The following is a 19417-nucleotide window of genomic DNA, read 5'->3' on the forward strand; positions in this document are numbered from 1 at the left end:
AGGAGCAGTACGTGAGCCCACAGAGCCGAGCACGGCAGATCAGGGACGTAGTTTTCGTCGACGGCGTCCGCACGCCTTTCGGACGCGCCGGCGAGAAGGGCATGTACGCCGACACCCGTGCCGATGACCTGGTGGTCAAGTGCATCCGCGAACTCCTGCGCCGCAACCCTTCGCTGCCGCCCGAGCGCGTTGATGAGGTGGCCATCGCAGCCACAACCCAGACCGGCGACCAGGGGCTGACCATCGGCCGCACGGCTGCCCTTCTTGCGGGCCTGCCCCGCACTGTTCCCGGCTTCGCCATTGACCGCATGTGCGCGGGCGCCATGACTGCCGTGACCACTACGGCTTCGGGCATCGGCTTCGGTGCGTACGACGTCGTGATTGCAGGCGGCGTAGAGCACATGGGCCACCACCCGATGGGGGCGGACGCAGATCCCAACCCGCGCTTCGTCACCGAACGCCTGGTGGACCCCGCCGCCCTGAACATGGGCAACACCGCCGAGAACCTGCACGACCGCTTCCCGGACATCACCAAGGAGCGCACCGATGCCTACGCGGCCGCCAGCCAGGAGAAACTGGCCAAGGCCTACGCCGGCAACCAGATCCAGCCGGACCTGGTTCCCGTTGCCACCAAGAAGGCCGGTGCCGGGTGGACCCTCAGCACCGTTGATGAAGGGCCCCGTCCGGGAACCACAGTCGAGGATCTCGCGACCCTGCGCACCCCCTTCCGCCCGCACGGCCGGGTCACCGCAGGCAACGCCTCCGGGTTGAACGACGGCGCCACCACCGCGCTGCTCGCCTCCGCCGAGGCAGCCGAGGAACTCGGGCTGCCGGTCAAGATGCGCATGGTCGGCTACGCCTTCGCCGGAGTCGAGCCTGAGGTCATGGGCATTGGGCCCGTGCCGGCCACGGAAAAGGCACTGAAGCAGACTGGCCTGTCCATCGGGGACATCGGCCTGTTCGAAATCAATGAGGCCTTCGCCGTGCAGGTGCTCTCCTTCCTGGACCACTTCGGTATTGCGGACGACGATCCCCGGGTGAACCGCTACGGCGGTGCAATCGCCGTCGGGCACCCCCTGGCATCCTCGGGCGTGCGCCTGATGACCCAGCTGGCCCGCCAGTTCGAGGAGGACCCGTCCGTCCGCTACGGCATGACCACCATGTGCATTGGCCTGGGCATGGGCGCCACCGTCATTTGGGAAAACCCCAACCACCCCGACTACAACACCGAGTCCACGGAGGCTTCGAAGTAAATGACTGCCACTGATTTCCAGCGCCTCGCCGGGCTCTTCCCCAACGAGGTTGTCACCCACTCCTACGTCTCCGACGTTGAACTGCCCGGTGGTGCCGGCACCTTCGCGCTGATCACGCTGGACAACGACGTCGACCACTCCCGTCCCACCACGCTGGGCCCGAACACACTGCTGGAACTCGGCGGCGTGCTGGATACCCTCAAGGAGCGAGCAGACAAGGGCGAGATCGTCGGCGTCGGCGTCACCGGCAAGCCGCACTACCTGGTGGCCGGCGCGGACCTGTCCGCAGTGAAGACCCTCGGTGAGTACGAGGACGGGGTAGCCATGGCGGCACTGGGCCACGAGGTCTACGCCAAGCTCGGCAACCTTGGGGTCCCCAGCTTCGCCTTCATCAACGGTGTTGCACTGGGCGGCGGACTCGAGATTGCCCTGCAGTCCGACTACCGGACGGTCTCCACCGGTGCCGGGGCCCTCGCCCTACCCGAGGCATTCATCGGCCTGGTTCCGGGCTGGGGCGGCGTCTACCTGCTCCCGCGCCTGATCGGTCCGGAGAACGCCGTCAAGGTGATGATCGAGAACCCGCTGAGCAACAACCGGACCCTTTCCGGCCCGGCTGCCTACAAGCTCGGCGTCGCCGATGCTCTGTTCGAACCGGCCGACTTCCTGGAGCAGTCCCTCGCCTGGGCCTCCCGGGTGATCACCGGTGCTGAGAGCGTGAACCGCCCCAACGCCGTCGAGCCTTCCGAAGTTGCTGACCGCTGGGACGCCGCCGTTGCCGCCGGGCGTGCCTTCGTTGAAGCGCGCACCTCCAACGCCGCACCGGCTCCGGCCAAGGTGCTGGACCTGCTCGAAGCGGGCAAGGACTGGACCCGTGAGCAGTCCCGGGAAGCCGAATGCGATGCCCTGGCAGAACTGATGCAGACCCCGCAGTTCCAGTCCACCGTGTACGCGTTCCTGGATCTGGTGCAGAAGCGGGGCAAGCGCCCCGCCGGAGCCCCGGACAAGAAGCTGGCCCGTCCGGTCACCAAGGTCGGCGTCGTCGGCGCAGGCCTGATGGCCAGCCAGCTCGCCCTGCTGTTCGCCAAGCAGCTCAAGGTGCCGGTGGTCATGACGGACATCGACCAGGAGCGTGTGGACAAGGGCGTGGGCTACGTACATGCCGAGGTGGACAAACTGCTGGGCAAGGGACGCATCTCCCCCGACGCCGCGAACCGCACCAAGGCCCTGGTCACCGGATCGGTGTCGAAGGAAGCCTTCGCTGACGCGGACTTCGTCATTGAAGCTGTCTTCGAGGAAATGTCTGTCAAGAAGCAGGTCTTCGCCGAGGTGGAGGCCGTCGTCTCCCCCGAGTGCATCCTGGCCACGAACACCTCCTCGCTGTCGGTGACGGAAATGGCTGCTGACCTGCAGCACCCCGAGCGCGTTGTAGGTTTCCACTTCTTCAACCCGGTTGCCGTTATGCCGCTGCTGGAGATCGTGCGCGCGCCGAAGACCGACGACGCGGTACTGGCTACCGCTTTTGTCCTCGCCAAGCAGCTGAAGAAGACCGCCGTACTGGTCAAGGATGCTGCTGCGTTTGTGGTGAACCGGATCCTGGGGCGTATGTTCGGCGAGATCACCAAGGTCTTTGACGAGGGCACCGATCCCGCCACGGCGGACAACGCGCTGCGCCCCATGGGCCTGCCGATGACACCGTTCAGCCTGCTGGCCCTGGTAGGCCTGCCGGTTGGCCAGCACGTGCAGGAATCCCTGCACACTGCCTTCGGTGACCGGTTCTACGTCTCGGAGAACTCGCAGAAGCTCATCGACGCCGGCATCAAGTCGCTGTGGCAGAAGGACGGGGACGGCAAGCCGTACGTGCCGCAGGAAACCCTGGACATGCTGACGTTCGGTGACTCGCCGTCCACTTCCGAGGAAGTCCTGGGCCGCACGCAGGACGCCCTGGCTGAGGAGATCGGCATGATGCTGGATGAAGGCGTTGTGGCTGGTCCGGAGGACATTGACCTCTGCGTCATCCTCGGCGCCGGCTGGCCGATGCATCTGGGCGGCATCACGCCGTACCTGGACCGGGTTGGCGCGTCGGACCGCGTGAACGGGAAGCTGTTCAACGCCGGTGCTGTTCCGGTGGCTGCTGGCTAGTTCTTTACCCGCTTGGCCTGCTTGGCCTGCTTGGCCCGCTTGGCCCGCTTGGCACGCTTGGCACGCTTGGCACGCGCCGGGCGGACCGGAACGGCGGCAACGAAACTCCTTTGCTCGCAGAGCTCGCAAGGAGTATTAAAGCCGCCTAACCCGGTCCGTCCGGCGCTTTTGCGTGTGCTGCTCCCTGCTTGTCTCAGTTGCGTGCGCGGTGAAGCAGGACGGCGACGGCGGCGCCGAGCGCGGCGGCCAGCAGGAGACCGGTGGGGATGAGCCGCATCCCCGTCGGGGCATCCGCCACGATAAGAATGATGTTCAGAGCGGTGAATACGCCGAGGAATGCCGCTATTGGCCACCACATAAACCTGGAGGCGGCCTGCGGTGGCTCGGCGTCATTCCCCGTTGATGCACCGTGCTCGCTGTCATTTCCTGCTGAGTCGCTGGCCATGAGACCCAGTATGCATGGGTCGCGCCATTCACGGCCGCCGAGGTTCTCCCGCCGCCGACGAACCTTCGGGGAGATAACGCTGCTATGGGTCTTTCGCGCCCAACCTTCGGGGAGTTGACGCCGGAATACGGCTCCCATAAGGGCGGTACCTCCCCGAAGGTTGCGCCGAAGCGTCCCTAAAGGCCGTTATCTCCCCAGAGGATGGGGGAATCCCTCGGATCCCCTGAGGTGTTTGCCTCGGCTCGAACCGGGCAGCCCGATCGACGGCACGCGGCGGCCGGTGGAGCCGGCGATATGCAAGGATGAGCGGATGAAAACAGAGCCTGGCCTGCTGCTCGAGGGTCCCCGCGGGCGGCGCCTGTGTCTTGAACTCGCGACGGAACTTGATTCCGGCGTTCGAAGCGCAGTCTTCCATCTTGGGTATGACCTGGACCCCGGCAAAGGAACCTCCACAGTCATGTTCGCCTTGTCCAGCTCCAGTTCAGACGGCGGTACACCCAGCGAGGACCCGTCCGTGGAGGGCCTGGCAACAACACTTCTATCGATCGATACGTCCAGCATCACGGACGAGAACGTCGCGCGGGCCCTGGAACGAGCTGTCGGTACGGCACGCTACTGGCAGGAGCCTGACGGTGAGGATGTGCTCGCCGGGATTCCAGCCATCGCCGACGCGCTCCGTCCGATCGCCGGGCAGGTCCTTGCCACCCATGCCGGGCAAACATGGTCGCAGGAGCATCAGGCAGGGCAATGGGCCATCGACTGGCGTTCCGCAGAGGATCCGGCACCGCTGCCCCGGAATCCGCAGGAGGTACTGAACAGGTGGGCGGAAGAAATCCGCGCCGACGAAGCGCAGGCCGCACAGGACCGCCCTGACAGTGTTTATGCCAACGTCTCCGGCAACTGGTGGTCTTTCCCCCTCGGCCTCCTCCGGGCAACCGGTGCCATCCCCGCCGCCCTGAACCTTGTGGAGGACTCGATGGGCTGGCAGGAAGCAACAACCATTCCGGTCTACACGGTCGGCCGGACTTTCGAAATCCGCACCGCCACTGACTGGAGTGCACTCTGCCGGCGCTTTCCCCTGGACGTCACTGCTTCCCGCCGCCATGACTGGTTCCGCACCACCCGACGGGACGGCCCCTGGGTGATCCCGGATTGGCAGCGGGTTGCCAATGAATGGGACGCAGTACATCTGACGACCATGGGCTACCTGAACACGGCTGGCCGGGCGCTTGATGTGGACGCTGACACTGCCACAGTGCTCGCCGGGTGGGATCCCGACAGCACACTGTGGCTGACCGACGTCGTCCGTGAAGCAGAGACGCCGCGGCAAACATGGTCCCGCAGGCCAAACGACGACCTTTGGTCCCGAACGCGCTGACTCCACACATGGACAGGACTGTGTGCCGGAAGCGTCGTCAGCGTGGTGCCTTTAGCCCTCCTCACGGGCGGAGCGCCCGTGGGCCAAACCAGTGGGTATACCCAGGAAAGCCGGCTCCGGTGCAGCACAGCAGGATGACTCGGCTTCCTCCTCAGCCGCAGGCGCATCACAGCAGCTGCCGCCGAGGTCCGTAGAGCAGACACCGGTTTCCGGCAGGACAAGCTCCACCCTCTCCGCAGCTTCCCGGTCTCCCGCCAAGGCTGCGGCAATGGAGCGGACCTGCTCGTAGCCGGTGGCCATCAGGAACGTGGGCGCCCGGCCGTAGGACTTCATGCCCACTATGTAGAAGTCCTTTTCGGGATGGCTCAGCAGCCTGGCACCGTGCGGTTCCACGGTGCCGCAGCTGTGGAACTCGGGGTCGATGAGCGGCCCGAGCTGCCGCGGAGCTTCCACCGCCGGATCAAGGTCCAGCCTCACTTCGCGCAGCATGTCCAGGTTGGGACGGAAGCCGGTGGCGGGCACCAGCAGGTCCACGTTCAGCTGCGCTTCCCCGGCCGGGGTACTTCCCACAACGGTGAGGCTGTCCGACGTCTTGAACCCGGTGATCCGGAATGAAGTGTGCAGCTCAATTCGGCCCGCATCGACGAGGGCACGCAGCCGGGTTCCCAGGGCACCGCGGGCGGGCAGGCCGTCCAAGTCGCCGCCACCGTAGACCCCGGCGGGCGAGCTGCTCCGGATTGCCCAGCTGATCCGGGTAGCCGGCTCCAGTTCAGCCAGCTCCCCCAGGGCCAGCAGCGTATTCGCTGCGGAGTGCCCGGCCCCCACCACCAGGACGTGACGCCCTGCAAACCGGTCACGCTCACGGCCAGCTACATCAGGAAGCGGGGCAGTGATGACGCCAGCAGCATAGGCCTCCGCTTCGCCGGCGGCAGGGAGTCCCGCCTGACCGAGCGGGTTAGGTGTGTTCCACGTACCGGAGGCATCGATGACTGCGCGGACCCGGTGGTCAGCCACACTGCCGGATTCATCCCGGACCCGGAGCAGGAACGGAGCACTTTCCCGTCCGCCGGTTCGGGTCTTGTCCAGTCCTTCCCGGGTGACGGCCAGGACTTCACTGTTCAACCGCAGAGCGGCCCTGAGTGCAGGAACAGCGGCCAGCGGGCGCAGGTACTGCTCCACGAGTTCGTTCCCGGTGGGCAGCGCCTGCGCATCGGGTTCCTGCCAGCCGGTACCGGCGAGCAGGCGGCGGGCGGCGGCGTCGACGTCGTACTGCCACGGTGAGAACAGCCGGACGTGCCCCCAGGCGCTGACGGCGGCGGCTGGTGAACTGCCGGCCTCGAAGATGACGGGAGTCAGTCCGCGTTCGAGCAGGTGCGCGGCGGCAGCCAGCCCTACCGGGCCGGAGCCGATGACGGCGACGGGAAGCTGGGACAGTGCGGTGTCGGACTGCGACATGGGATTCCTTAGGCCAAAGGGGTGGGTCGGGATGAATCGCCGGGCAGCAGGTCGGCGACCAGGGCTTCGATGCGGGACCGGATGCTGTCGCGGATCGGGCGGACGGCGTCGAGGCCCTGTCCGGCGGGATCGTCGAGTTCCCAGTCTTCGTAGCGTTTCCCAGGGAAGACCGGACAGGTGTCCCCGCAGCCCATGGTGATGACGACGTCGGACTCCCGCACCGCGTCGGTGGTCAGGACCTTCGGCAGCTCGGCGGACATGTTGATGCCGTCTTCGGCCATCGCTGCAACGGCGGCCGGGTTGATCCGGTCCGCGGGCTCGGATCCGGCAGACCGGACGTCGATGCGCCCTGCGCCAAGGACCCGGAGGTAGGCGGCGGCCATCTGCGAGCGGCCGGCGTTGTGGACGCAGACGAACAGGACGGATGGTTTGGCTGCGGAGGTCATCGGCGTGCCTCTTCTGCCGGAGCTGCGGGGGTTGGTGTAGCAGCAGGCCAGTATTTCTTCTGTGCCCACAGGGCGACGTAGACAAGGGCTACGAGGACGGGAACTTCGATCAGCGGCCCTACGACGCCGGCCAGTGCCTGGCCGGAGGTCGCACCGTAGGTTCCGATCGCCACGGCGATGGCGAGTTCGAAGTTGTTTCCGGCGGCAGTGAAGGCCAGCGTGGTGGTGCGCGGGTAGCCCATCTTCAGGATCCGGCCGAGCAGCATCCCGGCACCGAACACCACTACGAAGTAGACCAGCAGCGGCAGGGCGATGCGTGCGACGTCGAGCGGGTTCGCGGCAATCTCGTCGCCCTGCATCGCGAACAGCACCACGATGGTGAACAGCAGCCCGTAGAGTGCCCACGGGCCGATCTTCGGCAGGAACCGCCCCTCATACCAGGCGCGCCCCCGGGCCCGTTCACCGAACGTACGGGTGAGGAATCCGGCCAGGAGCGGAATGCCGAGGAATATGAGCACACTGAGCGTGATGACCCAGAAGGAGAAGTCCGTGCTGGTTGTTTCCAGGCCCAGCCAGCCGGGCAGGACCTGCAGGTAGAACCAGCCCAGCGCTCCGAAGGCGAGGACCTGGAAAACCGAGTTGATGGCCACAAGCACCGCCGCGGCTTCACGGTCTCCGCAGGCGAGGTCGTTCCAGATCATCACCATGGCAATGCAGCGGGCCAGCCCCACAATGATCAGCCCGGTGCGGTATTCGGGCAGGTCCGGAAGGAAGATCCACGCGAGGGCAAACATAAACCCAGGCGCCGCCACCCAGTTCAGGATCAGGGACGTGACCATGAGTTTGCGGTCAGCCACCACCTTCCCGGTCTCGCTGTAACGAACCTTCGCCAGCACCGGATACATCATCACCAGGAGCCCGACGGCGATGGGCAGGGACACGTCCGCGACCTTCACTGAGTCCAGGGCGGCTCCAATACCTGGAATGAAGCGGCCCAGAAGCAGACCTGCCGCCATGGCAGCGACGATCCAGACCGGCAGGAACCGGTCAAGGGTGGAAAGCCGTGCGGCGGCCTGGGCGGCTGCTGGTGCGGCGGCGGGGTTGGGCACAGTGCTCCTCAGCGGGAAGGGGTTTGGCGCGGCCGGGACGCGGCCGGAACCTATATCGATATCCGTCAATGTCGACTATCCCGCCTTATATCGAAGGATGTCAATCTCAGGCATAATGGTTCGGTGGACACTGCCCAGAGAGCTCCCGAACCCCTTGCCGATGCCTGCTGCCCGTCCGTGACCCAGGAAATACTCAGCACCGAAGACGCCCAGCGGTTCGCCCAGCTGCTCAAGGCTGTGGCGGAGCCGACTCGGCTGCGCCTCGTGTCCATCATCGCCGCGCAGGAGAACAGGGAGGCCTGCGTCTGCGACCTCACGGAGCCCGTTGGCCTGGGACAGCCCACTGTCTCCCACCACCTGAAGATCCTCGTGGATGCCGGAATCCTGCGCCGCGAGAAGCGTGGAGTGTGGGCGTATTACGCCATCATCCCGGGCGCCCTGGAGAGGGCTGCAGCTGTCCTGTCCCCTGCTTCCTGAGCCCGGCAGCCGGCGTCACACGGGCCGGATTTATCAGCATCCTTGCTAGACTGGACGCCATGACTGCCCGCCGCCTCCTGTTTACCCGTGCGTCCGCACAGGTGCTGACGGCGTACCTGAAGCGGCTGCTGCTGGCCAAGCGGGCCAGCGGAACCAACGGCTGGATGAGTTCCTGGGGCACCAACGCGCACGGCGAGATCGCCGGCTGCCCGCCGCCACGCACCTGCTAAGCACCTGCGTTCTGATCTGAGGACGGACAGGTGCACTCTGCCCTGCCCCCGGTACCCCGCGTGAAAGAACCAGCCATGTCCCACTCTTCCCCTGCCCTACCCGAAAACCAGCAGCCGCACTCAATTTGGCGCGGTGTCCATCAGACCCTCGGCAAGGACACAACAGGAGGTGCCCTGCTGCTGGGCGCCACCGTGATTGCCCTTATCCTGGCCAACTCGCCCCTGGCTGACTTTTACGAGTCAGTACGGGAGTTTTCCTTCGGCCCCGAAGCCCTGCACCTGAATCTCAGCGTTGCTGCCTGGGCGGCGGATGGCCTGCTGGCCGTCTTCTTCTTTGTTGTAGGCCTTGAGCTGAAGGAGGAGTTCGTCGCCGGCAAGCTCCGCGACCCGCGCACCGCCGTCGTGCCTATTGTCGCCGCCATGGGCGGAGTCGCCGTCCCGGCGCTGATCTTCACGCTGATCAACCTCAATGCCGGCGGAGACGCCCTCAACGGGTGGGCGATTCCGGCCGCCACCGACATCGCCTTCGCTGTAGCCGTCATCGCAGTGGTGGGCAGGATGCTGCCGCCGGCACTGCGGACCTTCCTGCTGACCCTGGCCGTCGTGGACGACCTGCTGGCCATCTCCATCATCGCCGTCTTCTATACCGATGACATCGCGTTCCTTCCGCTGCTGGCCGCCCTGCTGCCGCTGGCGGTCTTCGCTGTGCTGGTCCAGCGCGGCGTCCGGACCTGGTGGGTGCTGATTCCCCTGGGTGTGTGTGTCTGGGCCCTGATCCATGCCTCCGGCATCCACGCTACGGTGGCCGGCGTCCTGCTTGGCTTTATGGTTCCCGTTGTTGCGAAGGGCCGTGCCAAGGTCCCGGCCGGCACCCGGGAAGACGGCACCCCGCTCTTCGAGGGCCTGGCGGCCCATTTTGCGGACAGGTGGTCCGTGTTCTCCAGCGCCATCGCTGTGCCCGTATTCGCATTCTTCTCCGCCGGGGTTACGGTGGGCGGCTTCAGCGGACTGCTCGAGTCCCTCGGAGACAGCATCGCCCTGGGGATCATCGGCGGGCTGGTCCTCGGCAAGGCGATCGGCATTACGGGCGGGACGTTCCTGATCACGAGACTGCGCGGAATCACCATAGACAAGTCCCTGGCCTGGATCGACATCGTGGGGATGTCCTTCATCGCCGGCATCGGCTTCACCGTGTCCCTGCTGGTTGGCGAACTTTCCTACGATCCCTCCGGCGCGGCCTCGGACCACATGAAGGTGGGCGTGATTGTGGGGTCGATGATTTCTGCGACGATCGGCGCCGTGATCCTGACGGTCCGGAACCGTTACTACCGGGCGGCTGCATCCGACGCCCCGGGCGCCGCTAGTCCGCTCCAGCGTTGATTCCCGTCACCGGGTCCCCTGCCCGTTCGTAGACAAGTCGGACAGTGCCCTGGGGGAAACCCTGCGGTGAAGCAGCCAGCCGGAAGGCGGCGGGTATACCGCTGCCTTCCGGGAAGAAGCGTTTTCCCTTCCCCAGGGTCACCGGATAAACGAACAGGTTCAGCCGGTCCAGGATGCCTGCTTCCAGCAGTGACCGGGCCAGGGAGCCGCTGCCTACGATGTGGATGTCCCCGTACCTTTCCTTCAGGGCCGCGGCGCCGGCGGTGTCTGCCAGCACCGTTGTCCCGTCCCATCCGGCATCGTCCATAGTGCCGGAGACCACGAACTTGTCCATCGAATTGAACTTCTCAGCGATTGGGTTGGAGCTGCCCCGCTCCGGCCAGTACGACGCAAAAATGTCGTAGGTCCTGCGGCCCAGCAGCAAGGCATCCATGGCCCGGATGCCTTCAAGGATGGCGCTGCCCGATTCGGCGTCGGCGAAGTCCGCCTGCCACCCTCCGTACTCGAAACCGCCTGAGGGGTCCTCTTCGGCACTGCCGGGGCCCTGGTAGACCCCGTCCAGGGTCATGAACAGATCCAGTGAGATGGTTCCCAATGCTTTGCTCCTTCTTCAACGTGGAGAAACGGGGATGAGGTTGGCAGTGCCGGACCTTTACAGCCATCCTGCACGAAGGCACAAGGCTTCGGAACACAATCGAGCGTCCTTTTCACCGAATGCCCCCGACACGCGCCGGCGCCCCCGCGGCCCGCGCCCGCCGTCGTAGCGTAAATGCACCTCACTCACTCGTGCACCAAAGGGGATCATGTGAAACACGAAAAAATGCACCGCACTTATCGATGTGCCCTGGCAATCGCTCTGGGTTCCGCAGTCATCCTGTCACCCGTCCCGGCAATTGCGGCCCCCTCCAATGGCAGCACCGGCACGCCGGCACCTGACGGGACCGCGGCCAGGATCGACGACCGCTCCGATCCGGCTGCTGACGAGCGGCGGGCCGCCAACCAGAGGGCCGTGGAGAAGGTCATCCGCGGCGAAGCGCCGGTCCAGAAGCGCGGAGGATCCCAGGCGGTGCAGGTGGCGCCGGGACAGTGGGCAGAATACGGGCTGGAGGACAGCGACCAGATCCTGTCCTTCCTGATCGAATTCGGCGACCAGGTGGATCCCCGTTTCCCGAACAGTGAACCGGGACCGTTGCATAACCGGATCCCGGAGCCGGACCGCAGTGTGGACAACTCCACCTATTGGGAGGAAGAGTTCGACCGGGAGCATTACATGGACCTCTTCTTCAGCCCGCAGGACGAATCTCTGAAGACCGTCTATGAGGAGCTTTCGAGCGGGCGGTACACGGTCGACGGCGATGTCAGCGAATGGGTCACCATCCCTTACAGCTCCGCCAGCTACGGCGAGACCGAGAGCCAGACGGACATGACCCGCTTTGTCCAGGACGCAGCCGACGCCTGGTACGACGCGCAGATTGCCGGCGGAAAAACACCCGCCGAAATTGATGAGTATCTCGCGGGCTTCGACCAGTGGGACCGGTACGACTACAACAACAACGGAAACTTCGACGAACCCGACGGATATATCGACCACTTCCAGGCCATCCACGCCGGCGAGGGCGAGGAAGCCGGCGCGCCGTCGTCGGCTATCTGGTCCCACCGCTGGTCCGTGGGACAGGGCGGCCGCGGCACCGACGGCCCCGCTGCCAATCCGTTTGGCGGCGTACGGATCGGCGGGTCCCAGCACTGGATCCGGGACTACACCACTGAACCCGAAAACGGCGGCCTGGGCGTATTCGCCCACGAATACGCCCATGACCTCGGGCTGCCCGATCTCTATGACACCAGCGGCGGCGAGAACGGCACCGGTTTCTGGACCCTGATGAGCTCAGGTTCCTGGCTGGGACACGGGAGGGGAGACATCGGCACCACCCCGAACCACATGGGTGCGTGGGAAAAGCTGCAGCTCGGCTGGCTCGACTACGACGTTGCAACGGCCGGTAAGAAATCCACACACATGCTGGGCCCGGCCTTCCACGCCACGAAGAAGCAGCAGGCCCTGGTTGTCACGCTCCCCAAGGACTCGCAGGGGAACGGCCGCTACTATCTCGCCGAGAACCGCCAGTACATAGGCTATGACGCCACACTGCAGACCGGCCCGTACAACTTCGGCTGGCCACTGACCGCCCCGGATACAGTTGAGCATTACCCGTACCAGAACGGCCTGCTGGTCACGTACTGGAACGCCGGCCAGCGCAACAACAACACCCGTCAGCATCCCGGGACCGGGCTGGCGCTTCCCGTCGATGCCCGGCCGCAGGCTTTGACCTGGTCGGACGGCACCCTGGTCCGCAACCGCATCCAGGGCTTTGACGCGTCCTTTGGCAAGGAATCCACCGATGCGATCACCCTGCACCGGGAAACTCCGGCCGGAATGACCACGCTTCAGGTGCCCTCGCGTCCGGGGATCCCCACCTTCGACGACACGAATCCCAATGCGTACTACGATCCGGCCAATCCGCAGAACAGCGTCATTGTGGGCGGAACCGGAACCACGATCCAGGTCGTTCAAAGCAATCCCAAGGGAATGATGACCGTCCGCGTTAACTGACATTCCTCGAAACAAAGACGGCAGGTCCGGGCTTATCGCCCGGGCCTGCCGTACTCGGTTCTGCTGATTCTGGCCTGAATGATGGCTTTATATGCTCCGCAGGACTCAGTTGATCCGCTTCAGCGCAGCAGCCAGATACGGCGCCGTCCGGCTCGCTTCGCAGGCTGCGACTTCCTCAGCGGTCCCGGCGCAGATGATTCGTCCGCCGTCGTCGCCGCCGGCCGGGCCCATGTCGATCACCCAGTCCGCAGACGCCACCACGTTCATCGAGTGCTCCACCACCACAACGGTGTTGCCGGCGTCTACCAGACGGTTCAGCTGTGCCAGCAGAAGCTGCACGTCCTGCGGGTGCAGGCCGGTGGTCGGTTCGTCCAGCAGGTAAAGCGTGTGTCCCCGGCGGGCACGCTGCAGCTCGGTGGCCAGCTTGATGCGCTGAGCTTCGCCGCCGGAGAGTTCAGTGGCGGGCTGGCCAAGACGCAGGTATCCGAGCCCGACGTCGAGCAGGGTGCTCAGGCTGCGGGCTGCGGCCGGAACGTCCGCCAGGAACTCCGCGGCCGTCTCCACGCGCATGCCCAGAACGTCAGCGATGGACTTGCCCCGGTAGGTGACCTCGAGGGTTTCCTCGTTGTAGCGGGCGCCGTGGCAGACGGGGCACGGACCGTAGGTGCCGGGAAGGAACAGCAGCTCGACCGCGAGGAACCCTTCGCCCTGGCAGGTCTCGCAGCGTCCGCCGGCAACGTTGAAGGAGAACCGTCCGGCGTTGTAACCGCGGGCGCGCGCCTCATCCGTGCCGGCATACACCTTGCGGACCGCGTCGAACAGGCCCGTGTAGGTAGCCAGATTGGAACGCGGTGTCCGGCCAATGGGGCGCTGGTCCACTTTCACCAGACGGTCCAGGTGTTCAAGACCCTGAATACGCCGCACCTGGACACCGGGATCGGCGCTCTCCGCAGTTTCCTCGTCGTCCAAGGCATCCGGCGGAACCCCGTTAACCTGGGTACCCACGGCCTCAGCCAGCACCTGGCTGACCAGGGTGGACTTGCCCGAACCGGACACCCCCGTAACCGCGGTGAGCACCCCGAGCGGAACATCGGCGTCGAGGTCCTTGAGGTTGTGCCGGCTGATCCCCTTCAGGGACAGCCAGCGCTCGGCACGGCGGCGGGCCGGAACGGTTTCTTCTGCCTCGCCGAAGAGGAAGGGACGCGTTGCGCTTTCCGCCACGTTGGCCAGGCCCTGGACCGGGCCGCTGTATAGCACGGTGCCGCCGCCGTCGCCCGCCTGGGGACCGACGTCGACAATCCATTCGGCGCTGCGCACCACGTCCATGTTGTGTTCGACGACGAAGACCGAGTTCCCTGCGTCCTTGAGTTCCTGCAGCACGGCCAGGAGCGGTTCAGCGTCTGCGGGATGCAGGCCGGCTGAGGGCTCGTCCAGCACGTAGACCACTCCGAAGAGGCCCGAGCGCAGCTGGGTCGCGATCCGCAGGCGCTGCATCTCCCCCGGCGACAGCGTCGGGGTGGCCCGCGACAGGCTCAGGTAGCCAAGGCCCAGGGAGATCAGCACCTCAAGGCGGGACAGGAGGTCACGGGTGATGGTGACGGCCACTTCGGTGTCTTCATTGGATGCCGCTGACCGGGACGCGGTGCCGGCCGCCTTCAGCTCCGCCGTCGGACGGATGATGTCTGCGAGTTCGCCGAGCGTGGCTCCGTTCAGTTCAGCGATGTTCCGCCCCGCGAATGTGACAGCCAGGGCCTCGGGACGCAGTCCCGCTCCGCCGCAGACCGGGCAGGGTCCGGAGACCATGTATTCCAGGACACGCTCGCGCATCTTGGCGCTGCCTGAATCGGCGAGGGTGTGCAGGACGTAGCTGCGGGCACTCCAGAAGCGGCCCTTGTAGGGTTTGGCCACGCGGTCCCGCTGCGGGGTAATGGTGACAACCGGCTGTTCCTCAGTGAACAGGATCCAGTCACGGTCCTTCCTGGGCAGCTTGCGCCAGGGAACGTCGACGTCGTAGCCCAGGTGAATGAGGATGTCCCGCAGGTTCTTGCCCTGCCAGGCACCGGGCCACGCCGCAATGGCGCCCTGGCGGATGGTCAGGTTCGGATCAGGAACCAGCGATTCCTCAGTGACAGTGTGCGCGATCCCCAGGCCGGAGCATTCCCGGCACGCGCCGGCAGCGGTGTTCGGTGAGAACGCGTCGGAGTCCAGGCTTCCCGGCTCGGCATCAGCGGGGTAGGTCCCGCCGCGGGAGAAGAGCATGCGCATGGAGTTGGAGAGCGTAGTGAGCGTGCCCACCGTCGATCGTGAACTCGCCGTACCGCGCCGCTGCTGGAGCGCGACGGCGGGAGGCAGTCCCGTGATCTGCTCCACCTTGGGATTGTGGCCCTGGGAGATGAGCCGCCGGGCGTATGGGGCCACGGATTCGAAGTACCGTTTCTGTGCTTCGGCGTAGATGGTGCCAAAGGCGAGGGAAGACTTGCCGGAACCGGAGATCCCGGTGAAGGCCACAATGGCGTCACGGGGAATGTCGACGTCGACCCTGCGCAGGTTGTTTTCCTCCGCACCCCGGACCCGAACCATGCCGGTGCCGGCCGTGCCGGTGGTGCCGGCGGTCTTCGGAGCGGACTGGTCTGCTGCAACAGGTTCGATACTCACCCTTCGACGCTAACAGGGCGCCCATTGCTATTTGCCTGGCCGGCAGGGGGTTTCACCATCGGCGTGATCGGGCAATGGCTGTTCCGCCGGCTGCCGCGGGGTGCTGGTCCGGTGGTGAAAATCACCGCTGCCTGCCCTCGGCTACCGGACAGCCCTGCGTCCGGGAAGACCTAGAATTAAATGACCCGGTTGTTTGTGCGCCGGGCAGGTTCCGCAATAGTTACGTTTCGTCCTCCCTGGTGATGCAAGTTGACGCCCGTGCGTGCTGACTCTCATTCCCCGAGGTCGGCAGCGTCCGAGCGCCGGCCTTCACCCGCGTCCGCCCACCGGCCATCGCCGCCGTCCTGCCGTGGCCTGCTCGTTGACTGGGATCCTGCAACCTACCGGCAGACGCTGGACCGTTTCGCCGGGGGCCGGCAAATGGCTGTCCCTGATCCGGCAGCCGAATCCGGCACCCCGTTCCCCTTCCGGCTAAGGGTTCTGGACGCAGATGTTCCCCCACCGATCATGCTGCACCCGCACTGGGAGCAGGCCCTTGCAGGATTTGTCCGGGAGGAGGCCCGTGGCGTGCCGCGGGGGGCCGGGAACCGCAACTATAAGGACCGCAACCCGAAGTGCGAGGTCGCCGTAGCCCTAACGCCTTTGCGGGTGCTGGCCGGGGAGCGGACCCTTGAAGAACTCCAGGCCATAGCTGCCGGGCTGGGGCTGCCCTGGCTGCACTCCTATCTTTCCTTCCACCATGAGACAGCAATCCACTCCATCCTGCGCATGTCGCCGGAGGAAACTGCAGCGGCTCTGCGGGAAACAGCGGACGCGGTGGACAGGTTTCCTGACGCCGAAGGGCCGGCCGCCGAGGTGGTTTCGGTGGTCCACAGGCTCCAGCAGCTTTTCCCCCATGACAGGGGCATCCTGCTCGCCGTCTGCATGAAGCTCCTCCGGCTGGAACCCGGCCAGGCGGCAGTGATACCTCCCGGGTGCCTGCATACCTATCTCTCCGGCCAGACGGTGCTGGTCACGGGCATCTCCGACAATGCGTTGCACGCCGGCCTGACCGAAGATTTCGTAGACCTCTGCGAGCTGCAGCAGCTGACGTGCTGCGGACAGCCACAGCCCTCTCCCCTGCCCACGGTCGACGCCGGCGGCGGGGAGCAGCGCATTCCGCTCTGGAGCAGCGATCTGGACCTGCGGCGCGTCGTCGTCGGCCACGATCCAAAGCCTGTTCGCGTTGGACCCTTCAGCGTAGTCCTGGCCGCACTGGATCCCGCCGGGATCACTGTCGATGAGGTCACCGCGGAGCTTGAGCCTGAGGCCAAAATTCTCTACGCCGGGGAGCCGGTGACCGCCACGGTCACCGGCCCGTCCCAGATCTTCGTGGCTTCAACCCTTTAGCTGCCGGCCCCGCGCTGTTGCCGCAGGGCCTGCGGCAACAGCCACTTCACCGCTGGACAGCTGCCCTCCCCACTGGTTGAGTACCGGCATGACACTCCGACCGGCTACGTCCGTCTGGCCCGCCGTGCATGAGGAACGCAGCGCGCTGATCCGGGACCTGGAAAACCTCCCTGCCTCACAATGGGTGACGCCGTCGCTGTGTCCGGGCTGGGACGTGCACGATGTCCTGGCTCACCTGGTTGATACCGCCAAGACAACACGCCTGGGTTTTCTTCGGCGGATGGTTGCCGCACGGATGGATTTCGACCGGGACAACGCCGTCGGCATCTTCCGTGAACGTGCCCGGGACCCGGAGATAACACTCGCGGCGTTCCGGTCTGTCCAGCCGCGGACCTCCGGCCCTCCGGTGCCGTCCGCAACCCGCCTGGTGGAGGCGGTGGTGCATGGGGAGGACATTCGGCGTCCGCTTGGCATTGTCCGCAGGTATCCCCTTGAACCGGTGCTCACTGCGATGCGGCATCAGCTGAAAACGTCGGTGAAAGTCGGCGGCGGCAGGGAGCTGGCAGACGGGCTGCGGCTGATTGCCACCGACGCAGCCTTTGAACATGGCACCGGCGAAGAGGTCCGCGGACCCGCCGTGGCACTGCTGCTCGCGGTGTCGGGAAGGCATGTTCGGGACACGGAACTCCAGGGCAGCGGTGCAGCACAGCTACAGGAGCGGAGCGCCGCCTATTAGGCAGCTCATCTTCATCACTGCCACCGGCTGACGAGACGGCCCATTTCCCGCGGGCCGTGCGGGGCTGGCCAGCTGCCTCACGGGATCACTAACATGACAATCATAAGTTTGCTGATAATCAAAGCCTGAGGAGGGCACGGTGGAAGACAAGAATGAGAAGGATCCCAAGACCGAACCTTCAAATCCGATTGAGAATGCCGCAGACAACCTCATGCAGAACCTGGGGGAAGAAGTTCCGGACGGCAGCGGAAGCCAGGACCAGTCGGATCCGCGCACCGAGGTCCACTCAAACCTCGCGCAGGGCCTGAACGCGGATAACGAGGGTTTCAGCGCCGAGCATAAGGACCGTTAGTCGGCCTGCCCGCTGTCGCAGGGCTAGCTGGCATTCACCCGCTTCTGGTGATTCCGTCCGGCCCGGGCCGCGAGGAACAACAAGGACCCGACCACTGCGTAGCCGGCGGCGCCGAGCCACGTGATGCCGGATTGCTGCGTAAGGAGTGCGATGCTCGCAATGATCGCGAGGATCGGCACGAATCGAGGTGCGCTGAAGTGGTCGTGGTCGACTTTGTCCTTTTTGAGGACCAGGACACTGATGTTGGCAGACAGGAACACCAGGAGCAGAAGCAGCACGGTGGTTTCGGCCAGTGTGGCGACATTTCCCACGAGGCTAAGCACGATCGTCAATCCGGAGACAACAACAATCGAGACCCATGGGGTGCGGCGCCCGGGCAGCACACGGGCGAAGGCCCGAGGGAGCAGTTCCGCTTCTGCCAGTCCGTAGCCGACACGGCTGGCCATGACCATGAACAGCAGCGCGCCGTTGGCAATGGCGATCAGCGCGATGATGCTGAATAGTCCGGGCGGGATTCCGACGCCGCTGGCGGAGACAACCTCAAGCAGCGGTCCGGTGGACTCGGCCAGGTCGGCCGGGGGCAGGACGATGACCGCACCGAGGGCGATAAGCAGGTAGACAACCCCGGCTGTGCAAATAGCCCCGAACAGTGCCCGGGGGTACGCCTTGGATGGGTTGCGCACTTCCTCGGCCATGTTTGCTGCCGCCTCGAACCCGAGGAAGGAGAAAAAGGCAACGATCGACGCGGCAAAGGCGCCCTGGAGGGGCGGTACGTCGGGTGCGAATTCAAGGAGCCGGGACGGTTCCCCGTTCCCGGAAGCAAGTACGACGGCGGCGACCACGATGACGATGACCAGGCCGCTGACCTCGATGATGGAAGCTATGAGGTTCGCTGCGAGGGATTCACGGACTCCGCGCAGGTTGATCAGCGTTAGCAGGATGATGAAAACGATCGCTGCCGGGACAGCCGGAACGTCGATGAGTGCTGTGAGGTAATCTCCGGCAAAGGCGTTTGCGAGGGCGGCGGCAGTGGTGATTCCTGATGCCATCATGAGGAAACCAACGATGAATGAGACATAAGGGATGCCGAACGCGCGGTCTGCGTAACGCGCAGCTCCCCCGGCGTGCGGGTATTTGGTGATCAGCTCCGCGTATGTCGCGGCAGTAAGCAGTGCAACCACAAGTGCGATCAGCAGGGGAATCCAGATGGCACCGCCCACATCTGCCGCCATGGTGCCCACCAGCGTATAAATGCCGGCGCCGAGAGTGTCGCCAACGATAAACGCGAACAGCAGCGGCACCCCAATTGCGCGCTTCAGCCCGGTTTGCTTTTCTGATGTGGTCCCGCCGGGGTCCTTCGTCATT

17 protein-coding genes are annotated in these 19417 nt (G+C 65.4%); 10 read left to right on the top strand and 7 right to left on the bottom strand.

Going from position 1 to position 19417, the window contains the following annotated elements; all coding sequences use genetic code 11:
- Positions 1-11 precede the first annotated feature (11 nt).
- Entirely contained in the window at positions 12-1253 is a 1242-nt protein-coding gene (locus tag AO716_RS13670; protein ID WP_055241600.1) for a thiolase family protein, read from the top strand.
- Complete coding sequence (locus AO716_RS13675) at positions 1254-3392, top strand: 3-hydroxyacyl-CoA dehydrogenase NAD-binding domain-containing protein (protein ID WP_055241602.1); 2139 nt, start codon at positions 1254-1256, stop codon at positions 3390-3392.
- A gap of 193 nt (positions 3393-3585) precedes the next feature.
- Here the strand turns inward: AO716_RS13675 and AO716_RS13680 are convergent, their stop codons facing one another.
- Complete coding sequence (locus tag AO716_RS13680) at positions 3586-3837, bottom strand: hypothetical protein (RefSeq protein ID WP_055241605.1); 252 nt, start codon at positions 3835-3837, stop codon at positions 3586-3588.
- A 310-nt stretch (positions 3838-4147) separates the two neighbouring features.
- Here AO716_RS13680 and AO716_RS13685 point away from each other — a divergent pair, with 310 nt between their 5' ends.
- Entirely contained in the window at positions 4148-5215 is a 1068-nt protein-coding gene (locus tag AO716_RS13685) for a hypothetical protein (RefSeq protein ID WP_055241607.1), read from the top strand.
- A 51-nt stretch (positions 5216-5266) separates the two neighbouring features.
- On the opposite strand, the gene AO716_RS13690 is transcribed toward AO716_RS13685, so the two are convergent.
- Genes AO716_RS13690 through arsB form a run of 3 tightly spaced genes read right to left on the bottom strand, consistent with a single transcriptional unit; the run spans position 5267 to position 8225 of the window.
- A complete protein-coding gene (locus AO716_RS13690) occupies positions 5267-6670 on the bottom strand; it encodes an NAD(P)-binding protein (RefSeq protein ID WP_055241609.1) in 1404 nt (467 codons plus the stop codon).
- 8 nt (positions 6671-6678) lie between these two features.
- On the bottom strand, positions 6679-7116 hold the full coding sequence (locus AO716_RS13695; RefSeq protein WP_055241611.1) for an arsenate reductase ArsC: 438 nt from the start codon (positions 7114-7116) through the stop codon (positions 6679-6681).
- Positions 7113-8225, bottom strand: a complete 1113-nt coding sequence (gene arsB, locus AO716_RS13700) for an ACR3 family arsenite efflux transporter (RefSeq protein ID WP_200907625.1) — start codon at positions 8223-8225, stop codon at positions 7113-7115. Before arsB ends, AO716_RS13695 begins: the two co-directional genes overlap by 4 nt.
- Positions 8226-8348: 123 nt before the next feature.
- Here arsB and AO716_RS13705 point away from each other — a divergent pair, with 123 nt between their 5' ends.
- The 3 genes from AO716_RS13705 to nhaA all read left to right on the top strand — a co-directional run bounded on the left by AO716_RS13705 (position 8349) and on the right by nhaA (position 10312).
- Positions 8349-8702: an ArsR/SmtB family transcription factor gene (locus AO716_RS13705; RefSeq protein ID WP_055241614.1), complete on the top strand. Its 354-nt coding sequence runs from the start codon at positions 8349-8351 to the stop codon at positions 8700-8702.
- 59 nt (positions 8703-8761) lie between these two features.
- Positions 8762-8932 (top strand): hypothetical protein, encoded by a 171-nt coding sequence (locus tag AO716_RS17475; RefSeq protein WP_154577943.1) that lies wholly within the window; start codon positions 8762-8764, stop codon positions 8930-8932.
- Between the two features lie 75 nt (positions 8933-9007).
- Positions 9008-10312, top strand: a complete 1305-nt coding sequence (gene nhaA, locus AO716_RS13710; protein WP_055241617.1) for a Na+/H+ antiporter NhaA — start codon at positions 9008-9010, stop codon at positions 10310-10312.
- Here nhaA and AO716_RS13715 read toward each other — a convergent pair.
- The gene (locus tag AO716_RS13715; RefSeq protein ID WP_055241618.1) at positions 10293-10907 is read right to left on the bottom strand and encodes a dihydrofolate reductase family protein; all 615 of its coding nucleotides are present in this window, start codon (positions 10905-10907) and stop codon (positions 10293-10295) included. The two genes, nhaA and AO716_RS13715, sit on opposite strands and share 20 nt — an antisense overlap.
- A gap of 210 nt (positions 10908-11117) precedes the next feature.
- On the opposite strand from AO716_RS13715, the gene AO716_RS13720 reads away from it, so the two are divergent.
- Positions 11118-12920: an immune inhibitor A domain-containing protein gene (locus AO716_RS13720; RefSeq protein ID WP_235472087.1), complete on the top strand. Its 1803-nt coding sequence runs from the start codon at positions 11118-11120 to the stop codon at positions 12918-12920.
- Positions 12921-13025: 105 nt separating this feature from the next.
- Here AO716_RS13720 and uvrA read toward each other — a convergent pair whose 3' ends face one another.
- On the bottom strand, positions 13026-15500 hold the full coding sequence (gene uvrA / locus AO716_RS13725) for an excinuclease ABC subunit UvrA (protein ID WP_082413624.1): 2475 nt from the start codon (positions 15498-15500) through the stop codon (positions 13026-13028).
- 333 nt (positions 15501-15833) lie between these two features.
- Between uvrA and AO716_RS13730 the strand changes: the two genes are divergently transcribed.
- The 3 genes from AO716_RS13730 to AO716_RS13740 all read left to right on the top strand — a co-directional run bounded on the left by AO716_RS13730 (position 15834) and on the right by AO716_RS13740 (position 18052).
- Positions 15834-16964, top strand: a complete 1131-nt coding sequence (locus AO716_RS13730; protein WP_160317935.1) for a type I phosphomannose isomerase catalytic subunit — start codon at positions 15834-15836, stop codon at positions 16962-16964.
- 88 nt (positions 16965-17052) lie between these two features.
- Positions 17053-17700 (top strand): maleylpyruvate isomerase family mycothiol-dependent enzyme, encoded by a 648-nt coding sequence (locus AO716_RS13735; protein ID WP_055241625.1) that lies wholly within the window; start codon positions 17053-17055, stop codon positions 17698-17700.
- A gap of 139 nt (positions 17701-17839) precedes the next feature.
- Complete coding sequence (locus AO716_RS13740; RefSeq protein WP_055241627.1) at positions 17840-18052, top strand: hypothetical protein; 213 nt, start codon at positions 17840-17842, stop codon at positions 18050-18052.
- Between the two features lie 23 nt (positions 18053-18075).
- Here the strand turns inward: AO716_RS13740 and AO716_RS13745 are convergent, their stop codons facing one another.
- Entirely contained in the window at positions 18076-19416 is a 1341-nt protein-coding gene (locus AO716_RS13745) for an APC family permease (RefSeq protein ID WP_055241629.1), read from the bottom strand.
- Between the last annotated feature and the right edge of the window lies 1 nt (position 19417).

The organism is Arthrobacter sp. Edens01, assembly GCF_001307035.1.
GTDB lineage: Bacteria > Actinomycetota > Actinomycetes > Actinomycetales > Micrococcaceae > Arthrobacter_B.